Origin of the sequence: Cryptosporangium minutisporangium, from assembly GCF_039536245.1 — a bacterium.
Lineage (GTDB): Bacteria > Actinomycetota > Actinomycetes > Mycobacteriales > Cryptosporangiaceae > Cryptosporangium > Cryptosporangium minutisporangium.
In genome coordinates, this window is record NZ_BAAAYN010000064.1 from 63,448 (window position 1) to 75,289 (window position 11,842).

12 protein-coding genes are annotated in these 11,842 nt (G+C 72.4%); 4 read left to right on the plus strand and 8 right to left on the minus strand.

The genetic code is table 11. The features are described from left to right. Positions 1-72 precede the first annotated feature (72 nt). Positions 73-1,473 (plus strand): NAD(P)/FAD-dependent oxidoreductase, encoded by a 1,401-nt coding sequence (locus tag ABEB28_RS38605; RefSeq protein ID WP_345733263.1) that lies wholly within the window; start codon positions 73-75, stop codon positions 1,471-1,473. A gap of 51 nt (positions 1,474-1,524) precedes the next feature. Here the strand turns inward: ABEB28_RS38605 and ABEB28_RS38610 are convergent, their stop codons facing one another. Both ABEB28_RS38610 and ABEB28_RS38615 read right to left on the minus strand, forming a co-directional pair. Continuing rightward, on the minus strand, positions 1,525-2,472 hold the full coding sequence (locus ABEB28_RS38610) for an alpha/beta hydrolase (protein ID WP_345733264.1): 948 nt from the start codon (positions 2,470-2,472) through the stop codon (positions 1,525-1,527). Positions 2,473-2,528: 56 nt separating this feature from the next. Further along, positions 2,529-3,407, minus strand: coding sequence for an SDR family oxidoreductase (locus ABEB28_RS38615; protein WP_345733265.1), 879 nt, complete (start codon positions 3,405-3,407; stop codon positions 2,529-2,531). Positions 3,408-3,526: 119 nt separating this feature from the next. Here ABEB28_RS38615 and ABEB28_RS38620 point away from each other — a divergent pair, with 119 nt between their 5' ends. Beyond that, positions 3,527-4,159 (plus strand): TetR/AcrR family transcriptional regulator, encoded by a 633-nt coding sequence (locus ABEB28_RS38620; RefSeq protein WP_345733266.1) that lies wholly within the window; start codon positions 3,527-3,529, stop codon positions 4,157-4,159. A 45-nt stretch (positions 4,160-4,204) separates the two neighbouring features. On the opposite strand, the gene ABEB28_RS38625 is transcribed toward ABEB28_RS38620, so the two are convergent. The 4 genes from ABEB28_RS38625 to ABEB28_RS38640 form a co-directional block, all read right to left on the minus strand. Next, positions 4,205-4,576 (minus strand): hypothetical protein, encoded by a 372-nt coding sequence (locus ABEB28_RS38625; protein WP_345733267.1) that lies wholly within the window; start codon positions 4,574-4,576, stop codon positions 4,205-4,207. A gap of 108 nt (positions 4,577-4,684) precedes the next feature. After that, complete coding sequence (locus ABEB28_RS38630; RefSeq protein ID WP_345733268.1) at positions 4,685-5,212, minus strand: roadblock/LC7 domain-containing protein; 528 nt, start codon at positions 5,210-5,212, stop codon at positions 4,685-4,687. Then, entirely contained in the window at positions 5,209-6,354 is a 1,146-nt protein-coding gene (locus tag ABEB28_RS38635) for a hypothetical protein (protein WP_345733269.1), read from the minus strand. The genes ABEB28_RS38630 and ABEB28_RS38635 overlap by 4 nt, the downstream gene beginning before the upstream one ends. An 8-nt stretch (positions 6,355-6,362) precedes the next feature. Then, positions 6,363-6,740 (minus strand): hypothetical protein, encoded by a 378-nt coding sequence (locus tag ABEB28_RS38640; protein WP_345733270.1) that lies wholly within the window; start codon positions 6,738-6,740, stop codon positions 6,363-6,365. A gap of 485 nt (positions 6,741-7,225) precedes the next feature. Here ABEB28_RS38640 and ABEB28_RS38645 point away from each other — a divergent pair, with 485 nt between their 5' ends. Further along, entirely contained in the window at positions 7,226-9,571 is a 2,346-nt protein-coding gene (locus tag ABEB28_RS38645; RefSeq protein ID WP_345733271.1) for a putative bifunctional diguanylate cyclase/phosphodiesterase, read from the plus strand. A 34-nt stretch (positions 9,572-9,605) separates the two neighbouring features. Here ABEB28_RS38645 and ABEB28_RS38650 read toward each other — a convergent pair whose 3' ends face one another. Further along, the gene (locus ABEB28_RS38650) at positions 9,606-10,289 is read right to left on the minus strand and encodes an ANTAR domain-containing protein (RefSeq protein ID WP_345733272.1); all 684 of its coding nucleotides are present in this window, start codon (positions 10,287-10,289) and stop codon (positions 9,606-9,608) included. 147 nt (positions 10,290-10,436) lie between these two features. Beyond that, a complete protein-coding gene (locus tag ABEB28_RS38655; RefSeq protein WP_345733273.1) occupies positions 10,437-11,147 on the minus strand; it encodes a M50 family metallopeptidase in 711 nt (236 codons plus the stop codon). A 226-nt stretch (positions 11,148-11,373) separates the two neighbouring features. Here ABEB28_RS38655 and ABEB28_RS38660 point away from each other — a divergent pair, with 226 nt between their 5' ends. Next, a complete protein-coding gene (locus ABEB28_RS38660; protein WP_345733274.1) occupies positions 11,374-11,751 on the plus strand; it encodes a hypothetical protein in 378 nt (125 codons plus the stop codon). Positions 11,752-11,842 lie beyond the last annotated feature (91 nt).

Sequence of the window (11,842 nt, forward strand, 5' to 3'; positions counted from 1 at the left end):
CGACGCAGCCGTTCTGCCCGACGCCCGGCCCCGCAGCGTCCGGAGCAGCGTCGGCGGGCCGCCCCCGCAGCCGTGCCACTGCAGGTGGTGGTCGTCGGCGGCGGTATCGGCGGCCTCACCACCGCGCTGCTGCTCGGACGTCGGGGCCACCGAGTGGTCGTCGTCGAGCAGGAGCCGGTCGCGGCGCCTGCCGCGCTCGAGGACGCCCGGTGGTGGTGGCGGTCGGGTGCGCCGCAGGCCGCGCACGCGCACGTCTTCCCGGCCCGCTGCCGTGAGCTGCTCGCCGCCGAGGCGCCGGACGTCCTGGCCGCGTTGCACCGGGCGGACGTCACCGAGGTGCGCCTCACCCGCCAGGCTCCGGACACGTTGACCGGGCCGGTGGGCCACGACGCGCGCCTCGTCACGCTGGCCGCACGTCGGTCGGTGTTCGAGTGGGTCCTCCGGCGTGCGGTACTCGCCGAGCGGGGCGTCACGTTGCTCTCCGGCCTGTCCGCCGTGGGGTTGACGCTCGACCGCGCGGAGATTCCACAGGTGACCGGCGTCCGGCTGACCGGGGGGCAGAACCTGCGTGCCGACCTGGTCGTGGATGCCGCGGGGCGGCGCTCGCCGGTGCCCGGCTGGCTGGCGGCGGCCGGTGCGCCGGTCCCGGTGACCGACGAGCTGCCCGGCGGCGTCACGTCGCACAGCCGGTTCTACGAGGTGCGGAACGGTCGGCCGCGGCCGACCGGAGTGCTCGGCGGTGCCTACGACGGCTACACGTGCCGACTCGTCCCGGCGGATGCGGGTGCGTTCGCGGTCACGTTCGAAGTTCCCGAGGGCGAGCGGGCGTTCGACGATCTGGTCGACGGCCGGACGTTCGACCGGGCCGCCGCCGCCGTGCCGGGCTTCGCGGAGTGGCTGGATCCGGGCACGTCGCGCCGGTCGACCCGGGTGGCGCGGCTGACCAGCGCGGACAACCGGCTGCAGCGCATGACGCGGGACGGCCGCCCGCTGCTGGTCGGAGTGCTCTCGGTCGGTGACGCCGTCTGCGCGACGTCGCCGGGGCTGGGGCACGGCGTGGCGCTGGCACTGCTCTCCGCGGTCCGGCTGGTGCAGGTGACCGACGCGCACCCGGGCGTCGGCCGGTCGGACGCCGAAGCGCGGACGCTCGCGATGGACGCAGCGATCACTGCGGAGATCGCCCCGTGGTTCCACGACGCGGCGGGCCGGACCGGATCGGGAACCGCGGCCACGCACACGCCGCTGAGCTACCCCGAGCTGGCACTCGCCGCCCAGCGGGACCCGGAGGTGTGGGCGGCGTACACGCGTCTGCAGAACATGCTGGTGCTTCCCGCCGCCGTACTCGGCGACCCGGAGATCGTCGCGAAGGCCCGCGCGGTCCTGGCGTCCGGCTGGCAACCGCAGCCGGACGACGTCCCCAGCCATGACGAGCTGGTCGCGCTCCTCGCCGAGCCCCGCCTCGTCACCGTCTGAACGACTTTTCGGTGTTGTCCCGGCCGGGACAACACCGAAAAGTCGTCGCCCTCAGACCAGCAGGTCGCGCAACGAGGCGCAGGTGGTGCGCACCGCCTTCTCGGACGCCGGGGACATCGCGGGCAGACCGAAGAACCCGTGGATCAACCCGTCGAACCGGTGGGCGGTCACCGGCACACCGGCCGCTTCGAGCGCCGACGCGTACGCCTCACCAGCGTCCCGCAGCGGGTCGTACCCGGCGGTGACGACGACCGCAGGCGGCAGCCCGTCGAGGCGTCCGCGCAGCGGCGACAGCCGCGGATCGGCCGGGTCGGCGTCGGACGGCAGGTAGTTCGCGCTGAACCACACCATGTCGGCGGCGGTCAGGAAGTAGCCCTCGGCGTTCTCCGACATCGACGGGTACACGTCGGCGAAGTCGGTCGCCGGGTAGATCAGCAGCTGGGCGGCGAGCGCCGGGCCGCTGGCGTCCCGGCAGTCCTGGGCCACGACCGCGGCCAGGTTGCCGCCCGCGCTGTCCCCGGCGACGGCCAGCCGGGCGGCGTCTCCGCCCAACTCGGCGACGTGCGCAGCGGCCCAGCGCACCGCAGCGAGAGCGTCCTCCACCGGTCCCGGCCACGGCGACTCCGGCGCCAAGCGGTAGCCGACGCTGAGCACGACCGCGCCGACCTCCCGGCAGATCCACCGGCACTGGTCGTCGTGGGTGTCGATGTCGCCGATGACGAATCCGCCGCCGTGGAAGAAGACGACGGTGGGCACCGGGTTACCGGTCCCCGCGCCGTCCGGCCGATAGACGCGGCCCGGCAGCGACACACCGTCTGCGCCGTCGACCGTCATGTCTTCCACGGACGCGACCGGCACCAACGCCTCCGGCTGACGCGCGTCGACGGTGAAGCGGCGGAAGTTGAGCCGCGCCAGCTCCGGGGTGCCGTCGCTCATCTTCGGGACGCCGGGAGAGTTCAGCAGCGCCAGTAACGGTTCGAGGGACTCATCAACCGGCAAATTCGCCTCCGGGTATCGGGGGCCACCGCGCACGAGCGAGGCTCGTGCCGGCTGGCCTAGATTTTCGCTGTGCTGTGCTCGCCGAAGAATCGACCGCTCGCGGCGACCTCGGCCTCGAATTGCGGCACCATCGTCCGGGCCTGAGCGAGCATCACTCGTTCGAACAGCGGGCCGAGGATCAGCGTCCGCAGTGCCGAGACCACGGCCAGGGACTTCGGGACGAAGACCTTGCGCGCGCGGCGGGCGATGCCGTCGAGCAGCGCGGCCGCGCAGTCTTCCACCGAGACCTCCGTACCCAGCGGCCCCGGGAGGCGGCGCTGGTTCTCCCGGAACGTGCCGAGGTCCTGCTTGAGGTCGCGCGTCATGTCGGTGGTGATCCAGATCGGGTGGGCCGACCCGACCGTCACGCCCTTGTGCGCGACCTCCAGCCGGAGGCCGTTCGCGAACTGCTCGACGCCGGCCTTGGACGCGGCGTACGGCGTCATGCCGGGCAGGATCGTGAACGCGGCGGCCGACGAGATCAGCAGGTAGTGGCCGCGGCTCGCGGTGACCGCGGGCAGCGTCGAGGTCACGGTGCGGACCACCCCGAGCAGGTTCACCTCGATGACCTTCGCGACGGCCTCCGGCGGCGACATCGCGACCGTGCCGTGGTTGGCGATCCCCGCGTTGGCGACCACGACGTCGATCGCACCGTGCGTGGCGAGCGTGCTCTGGACGGCGGCCACCATCGCTGCCTGATCGGTGACGTCGCACTCCGCCCAGCTGTGGCCGCTGCCCAGCTCGTCGGCGAGGGCGGCCAACCGGTCGGGTTCGAGGCCGAGCAGCGCGACTCGGGCGCCGGCGTCGGCGGCCTGTCGGGCCAGCTCCGCGCCGATACCGCGAGCGGCACCCGTGATCAGTACGGTCCTACCGGCCAGGGACATCCGTTGTGACATGGCATCTCTCCAGTGTCAGCAGCCGTGGTACCGACCGGTACCAGACTGGGGGTGACGGTACCATTCCGGGCGAGGTGGGGTACAGAGGTGCCAAGAGAGGGCCAGTGGTGACAGCCGCCGTGACGCGACCGACCAACCGGGGGACCTCCGATCAGGCTGCCCTGGACCCGAACCTGGGTGGGCACCGCGGGCGCCTGCTCGCCGGCATGGCCGCCGCCCTCGTCGAGAAGGGATATGGGGGGGTCACGATCGCCGACATCGCTCGGCACGCCCGCGTCTCCAAGCGGACGTTCTACGAGCACTTCGCGGACAAGCAGGAGTGTTTCCTCGCCGTCTACGCCACGGCGAGCGACCGGCTGCTCGAGCTGGTCGGCGAGGCCGCGCGTCCCGAGTTGGACTGGGTGGAGCAGGTGCGAGCGGCGGTGAACGCGTACCTCTCGGCGCTGCAGAACGAGCCCGCGCTCACCCGGACGATGCTATTGGAGCTCCAGTCCGCGGGTCCGGAGGCGTTGCGGTTGCGCCGGCGGGGGCAGCAGGACTTCGCTGCGCTGCTGCTCGACCGGGTGGCTCAGGGCGTCCGGGAGCGGCCAGGCGCCCGGCCGATCTCGCCGGCCATGGCGACCGCGGTCATCGGCGGGCTGAACGAGCTGGTGCTGGAGGCGGTGGAGGACGGCCGCGCGGATCGGCTGACCGATCTGGGCGGCGTCGCCACCGACTTCGTCCGCGCCGTGCTGCTCTCCCAGTCGGAGTGACCGTGCGGGGCCGGGGCGGCACCACCGCCCCGGCCCCGCGATGTCTCAGACCTCCAGGTCGCTCTCGACCCGCGACAGCTGGTGCCGGGCCATCGCCAGATTGGCGCGCTGCCGGTCCAGCGAGATGTAGAGGAACAGTCCCTTGCCCGACCGCGACTGCACCGGGCGGATCATGTGGTACTGGTGCCGCAGCGTGATCAGGATGTCCTCGATGCTGTCGCCGAGGTTGAGCATCTCCATCGTGCGCATCTTCGCGCGAACGACGTCGGTGTTGCCGGCTGCGGCGACGTTGAGGTCGAAGTCCTTCGTACCGCCCAACGTGCCGAGTGCCATTCCGCTGTTGTAGTCCACGAGCGCCACGCCGATCGATCCCTCGATCGTCATGGCTTCCTTCAACGCGGTGTCCACGCTTGCCATGTCTTCTCCTTTTTCGAGGCCGCTTCGCGCCCGGCGGGCGCGGGTCGTCTTACCGGTCGCTGGGGAGTCGGCGACCACCTCCTCGGCCGGAGGGCGGCTGGATGGTCCTCATCGGCGGTCCGCCGCGCTGACGGCTTCCAGCAAGAGCGCCAGCCGGTTCGCTACTTGCCGCGCCTCCAGGTGGAGGCGGCCGATGTTGGTCTCCTCGCCGGTCACCACCGTGAGCACCGCGCGGGGCCCGGCCGCGTACGTCGCCACGTAGCCGTGGGTGCCGCGGGTGACGGTCTCGGCGAAGTTCCCCGGCCCCACCGTCTGGATCAGACGTTGGCTCAACCCCAGGACGGCCGCCGACAGCGCGGCCATCCCGTCCGGCTCGATGCCGTGGGTGTCGTGCGCGACCAACCGTCCGTCCACGCTGGCGACCAGGCTCCCGGCCACGTGGCGAACCCGGTCGCGTAACCCTCGGATCTCGGCCAGCACGTCCGCCTCGAACTCGCGCTCCACCCCACTGCCTCCATCGGTTCCGAACGCCTTCTTGCCGATCAGCCGGGTCGGCCGCTTCGGCAGTGCCGCACCGAGCCGCTGGCCGGGCAACTCGGTCGTGCGGCGGGATCCGAGCGGCCAGCGCGCGGTCACCGCAGACCCTCGAGCGCGTTGCGGACCCTGGACAGCAGGCTGTGGTCCGGTTCCGGCACATCGAGGATCGAGTTCTCCGACCGCCCGTCCGCCCGGGGCCCGACCGGTACGACGCCGCGGAGCGCCGCACCCGGCTGGCGGCGTGGCAGCGGCGTGGGGTCGGTCTGCTCGGTGCGCCGGGGCAGGTCCGGCTTCCGGCGGCTGCCGCTACCGCGGCCGGAGGTGGTGCCCCGACCGCCTGCCGCACGCAGCCCGGATCGCCAGCCTTCCGGCTCTTCCGACGGTTCCGACGCGTCCGCCGGCTGGGGTTCGGCGGCGCTGCTGTGCTCCACCGCGACAGGTGGCTGGGCTGCTACCGGGGTCGGGTCTGCTACCGGGGTCGGGAGCTCGGCGGTGCCTCGGGCCGCCACCTGGATCAGGCCGGCGGTCACCAACCGCCGCGACTCCAGGATCGCGCTGAACGCCGAGCGGCCGAGCAGCCGGGCCAGCTCCCGGGGGCTACGGCGTCCGTTCGCGTGGACGATCAATTCCCACTGCAGGTCGGTCAGGACGACGTGGTGCCGCCCCAGTCGTCCGGACGCCACCACCGGCTGGTCGTCGATGTGGCCGGGCGGTGTCCGCTCGAGTAATCGACGACGTTTGCGCACCTGGGCGTCGAGCGCCGCGGCGCCGATCCGCCGCAACGCTCCCCACCAGTGACCCTCACCGGGGGCGAACCGGACCGGGCCCACCTCCGTCGGCGACGCGGTGAGCAGCGCGTACGCCCCGTCGATGATGGCCGCGTTCGTGCACAGTTCGGCCTCGCCGCGGCTGAGCGCCCCGGACTTGATCAGGACTTCACCGACCTGCCCAGCTGCGGCGCCGGCCGTCCAGGCGGTCTGGAAGACCGCGGGCGACACGGTGCCGGAGGCCTGTAACAGGCAGTCGACGCCGGGCGCCGCGGGCGTGTGGACGTAGTAGATCTCGCCGTCCACCAGGTAGATCGAGCCGCCCGCGGAGCCGTCGACGTGCAGCGCTCCGGTGGCGCGGTTCGCTGCGGAGTCGTCCAGAGCCTCCGGGACCGCCGTCCAGCTGCGTGGACCGGTCGCGTCCGGGTTACCGCCCACGGCCACTCCGGCATGGACACCTCTGGCGGCGGTCACCCCCGACATCAGCCGAGCACCAGGTCGGCCGCGAGCCCGGCGAGCCGGTGTCGGGCGATCGCGAGGTTGGCGTGCTCGCGATCGAGCCAGAGGTAGAGGAACAGCCTGCTGTCCACCCGCGCATTGAGGAACCGGAGAACGTGGTAGCGGGCGGCGGACGCCACCACGATGTCCTCCACGACGTCACCGCCGGCCGAGACCGCGAACGTCGCGTTCTCCAGTGCCGCTCGGGCCACCTCGGTGGCGCCTGCGGCGGCCGGCTCCTCACCGCACGGCCAGTCGCCTGCGCTGCCTACCGCGAGCCCGGAGGCGTAGTCGACCAACCCCGCGCCGAGCACGCCGGGGATGGACATGGCGTGCCGGAGGCTCTCGTCGATTCCGGGCACACGTCACCTCTCCATGCCGGTGAGGCTGATCCGCGCGGTAGCTGGTGAGCAGCCAGTGCCGTGCGGGGTCAGCCGGTCGTGCGCCCCGGAGAGATCTTACGACTACAGCCAGCGCTGATGTGAGCGCTGTGCGTATTCTGTGGGGTTCGGGTTTATACCTGCACGTATCGATTTGCCCGGACGTCTCGGTGTGGCTGGTCAGAACGTCGTCGTCGGGCGTTCACGGCCGTGCGGGCGGCGTCCACGCCAGAAAAATCAGTTCACCGAATCTGGGACGCGTGCGTCGTCACGGGCCGGGGATGACCGCTAGGTCGGTGATGTCGGGCGCTCGCCCGGTACCGGTGGGCCCATACCGCCCGTATGCTCGGCCCTCGTCAGGGATGCGGATTAATCAACCGGCCATCGGCGCACCGACAGCGAACCGGGCGCGGGTAAACGTTGCATAATTCTCATTTGTCCCACCGACGCTCAGCGGAGGCTTGCGCGTGGCGGTCCGCGCCGGGAGCACCGGGGTCGTGGTGGCCTCGGCGGTCGTCGACGCCGTAGCCCATCGCTGGTGGCAGATCGCGAACGAGACCTGCTTCGTTCCGATGAGCTCGGCCGAGATCGAAGCCGAGCTGCGTGGCCACACCGCTCGGCTGCTCCGGTCGCTCGCGTGCGTTCCGTTCCGCAGCGCGCCCGGCCGCGAGGTCGGCGCGGCGCTGGTGGCGCGGCACTTCGCCGCACCGGACTTCATCGGGCGGACGGTCGAGCTGTTCGACGACGCGGTGCTGGCCCCGCTCGGCGTCCCGACCGCGTCCCGGGTCGTCCGCACTCCGGTCGGCGGTGCCGATCGGTCCACCCGGCTCTCCGCGCTGCGCGCCGCGCTGGTGACCGGCTACACCGACGCGCTCCGCACGCAGACGCTCGCGCAGCAGGAGGAGCTGCGCCGGGCCGATCTGCTCGCCCGCAGCGAGCTGGAGGCGGCGTCGCGGGCGCACGCCGCCCGGTTCCGCGCGGTCTTCGAGAACGCAGCCGTCGGCATCGCGATCAGCGAGTGGGACGGCACGATCCTGGAGGCCAACCCCGCGCTCCGGACGATGCTCGGCTACACGCTGCGGCAACTACGGCAGCGGCGGCTCGACGACCTGGTGCACCGCGACGGTGCGTTCGCCGGCCCGACCGAGGTGGGCTTGCGCAGCGAGACGTCGGTGCCGATCTCCGGCGAGCGACCGCTCGTCGTCAACGGCGGGGGCGTCATCTGGGCGCAGCTGACCACATCGGTCATCACGCCCGGCGAGGACTCGTTCGAGGAGGTCCCGGCCGAGGCGCCGGGACAGGAGCTCTCGCCGGTCGGCGATCCGAGCGGCCCGCGGTACCAGCTCACCGTGGTCGAGGACGTCACCGACCGCCGCCGGATGCGCGCCCGGCTCGTCCACCAGGCCCTGCACGACCCGCTCACCAGCCTCCCCAACCGCGCGTTGTTCTTCGACCGGCTCCGGGAGGTCCTGGTCCGCACCGGGCCGCGTGACCCGGTCGGCATCCTGATCATCGACATCGACGGCCTCGCCGCGGTGAACGACAGCCTCGGGCACGAGGCGGGCGACCAGATCCTCGCGTCGGTGGCGGACCGACTCACCGAGGAGATCGCTCGGGCCGGCCACCTGGTCGCCCGCATCGACGGCGACGACTTCGCGGTACTGGTCGGACCCGGGGGATACCGCGGTGCCGCCGAGGCGCTGGCGCGCCGGGTGCTCGCGGTGCTGGCCCGGCCGTTCGCCGTGGGCGCGCACGCGATCCCGGTCACCGCGACGATCGGCGTGGCCGAAGTGGACGCCGCGGGCGTCGACGCCTCCGGACTGCTGCGTGCCGCGCAGACCGCCCTGGAGTGGGCCAAGGCGGACCCGACCCGGTCGTGGGCGGCGTTCGAGTCCGGCCGGGGCGAGCGGGAGACGGCCCGGCGTCGGCTGGCCGCGGCGATGCCTGCGGCGCTGGAGAGCGGCGCCTTCCAACTGGATTTCCAGCCGATCGTCGGGTTCGCGGACGGCACGGTGTGCGCCGCGGAGGCCTTGGTGCGGTGGAACCATCCGCGCTTCGGTGTGCTCGGTCCGGCTCAGTTCATCCCGCTGGCGGAGGAGACCGGGTTCATCGTCCCGTTGGGACGGTGGGTGCTGGCCGAGGCGTGCCGGCAGGCGTCCCGCTGGCGGACGTCGGCCGGCGAGGGACCGGTGGTCAGCGTCAACATCGCGGCGCGGCAGGTGGCCGACCCGTCTCTGCTCAACGACGTCGCGGTGGTGCTCGACCGGACCGGTCTGCCGCCCGAGGGCCTGCAGCTGGAGATCACCGAGAGCGCGATCGTCGGCAGCGCCGAGGCGCCGACCGAGGTGCTGCAGGCGCTGGCCGGGGAGGGCATCCGGATCGCGATCGACGACTTCGGCACCGGCTTCTCGAATCTCTCGACGCTGCGGCACCTGCCGGTGCGCGAGCTGAAGCTGGCCGGGCCGTTCCTGGAGGGCATGGCCGGTGGCCCGGCCGCGGTGGGCTCGTCGGCGAAGCCGCTCGACGAGCCGCTGGCGGAGTCGCTGGTGGGCAACGCCGTCGCCTCGCCCGGCCGGGATGTGGCCCGGCGTCCGTCCAGCCGCGGAAACAGCGCCGACCAGGACGTCGTCGGCGCACTGGTCGGGCTGGCCCACGCGCTCGGGCTCAGCGTCACCGCGGAGGGCGTCGAGACGGCCGGGCAGGCCGACCGCCTCCGCGAGCTGGGGTGCGACGCTGGGCAGGGCTGGTACTTCGCCAGCCCGATGCCGCCGGACGAGTTCGCCGCCTCGCTCGCCGAAGGGCCGCGCGGCTGACCGGCGGCCGTTGGGCCGCCGGCGAGGGCTCGCGTCAGCCGACGTCGGGGTCGGAGTTCGCGGTGGCGAGCGTCTGCCAGGTCACCAGGACGACCGTGCTGATCCGCAGCGCACGCATCCGCACCGACCGCGCGCTCGCGGCGTCCGAGCCGTCCTCGTCGTCCGCGGCCGGCCACGGCGCGGTCACCAGTGTGCCCGTCGCCAGCGCCCGTCGGCAGGCGCTGACCAGCAGGCTCGCGGCCGACCCCGGATACAGGGAGCTCGCCGTCGCGCGGAGCAGCCGGTCGCGGGGCCGGCCGGTCCAGCGCACCGCGGCCCGGTTGGCGTGGTCGACCTGGAAGTCGGCGACCGCACCGCGCTCGGTCGGCACCGGGCTGAAAACCAGCGCCGGTTCACCGAACCCGTCGAGTGCCCGGTCGATCCAGTTGCCCCGGCCGTTCTCCGATCCGGCCACGCCGGACCGTGCCACCACGTCGGCGGCGACCTGGACGAGCTTCACGTTCGTGCTCTGCGAGAGCGTCACCAGGCGCGTGAAGGCGCCCTCGTCGTCCACTCCGTAGCGCTCCATGAACACGCCCTTGGCCTGTTCGATGACGGCGCGGCGGCTCATCGCCTCGCGGAGTCCGGAGAGCTCGGCTCGTACCGACAGCAACTCATCGCGCAGACCGGCGACGTCGCTCGGGATCGCGGAATCGTCCGCAGGACCCGCAGCAAGCACTACCCAGCCACCCCTCCCAATTTGGGCGGCTGGCTGCTCAACCGTGTTCCCGAAGATGTGCGGCTGCCATTATGCCGATCGTCCGCGAGCGGTGCTGCAACCGTCCCCGTTCGACCACTCCGGAGTGCCCGGACGGTCGATGCAGTGTCAGGTCAGGAGCCAGCGGGCGCCGAGCAGGAGGCAGGTGAGCGCGACGAACGCGAACAGGGCGACCCAGAGCAGTGGGTGCAGCCCGGTCAACCGCGCGAGCTGATCGGCGTCCGAATGTGGTGCCTGTCCGCGGCGGCGCAACCGCTGCAGCTCCACCACCGGGCGGGCGCCGCCGACGAGCAGGAACCAGGTGAACGCGTACGCGAAACCGGCCTGCACGGACGGGGTGCCGAACCAGGAGACGACGAACACCGCACCACCGGTCACCAGCACCGACGCCACGCCGTAGACGTTGCGGATCATCACCAGCAGCGCGCCGAGCCCGACCACCGCGAGCCAGAGCAGCGCCGTGATGTGGCCGGCGGTGAGCAGCGAAGCGCCGAGCAGACCCAGCAGCGACGGGGTGATGTAGCCCGCCACGCCGGTGGCGACCATGCCCGGTCCGTACGGCTTGCCCTTGGAGACCGTGACGCCGGACGTGTCGGAGTGCAGCCGGATGCCGGTCAGCCGGCGACCGCTCAGCACGGCCGCGGCGGCGTGGCCGCCCTCGTGCGCGATCGTCACCACGTTCCGGGAGATCCGCCACAGCGCGTGCGGGACGACCGCCACGAGCGCCATGACCGCGGCAGTCAGCACGAGCCAGCGGGGCGGGTCGGGCTGAGTCCCCAGGACGTTGGTCCAGACCTCGCTCAGGCTCCGCTCGTCCACCCGACTCCTGCCGTCCGTCTGTACCGCCGGCGCCGCCGGCACTGTCGCGGGCAGGGTCGCACATCCCTCCCAACCTCGGTCGAGCAGGCGGACCTGTGGAAGAGCTGCGCATTTACGCACCGTGGTACCTCTGTGACCTCAGCGTGAGATAATCCATTATTGGGAGCATTGAGATCTATCGGACCAGTTGTCCGGTTCGGTAGGGCAGTACCTGCGAGGGGGAGCGATGCGCGGAGATTCCGCCGGTAGGGCGGCTGGTGGCTTGATCGCCGCTGTTGGGCTGATCGGTGCGGTTGCCGGCGGCCTGTTCGGGGCTCCGGCGTACGGAGCCACCAGCACCACCGGGCACGTAGCCGTGGAAGACGCCGGCACGACAGGGGCGGGAACGAATACCGGCACCGTCGAAGGGCAGGGCGAGCCCGCGGAGGGCACGCCGGGGACCGGGAGCAGCTGGACCGTGCGCCGGTCGGTCACCGACGGGGTCACCGTGACCGTGACCGGGGCGGCGACCGGTAGGGTTCCCGAGGCGGTCACGGGATCGGTCTCCGGCGCCGTTTCCGGGTCGGTTGATACCGGCCTGCCCATTGGGTCCAGCTGGACCTGACCGTTGCGCCGAATCTGTGCACCTTTCCGGGAAGACCGCTCAGCTGGTCCTGCATGATGTGATCGCCGAAGCTGGGCCGTCCGCGCTCGTG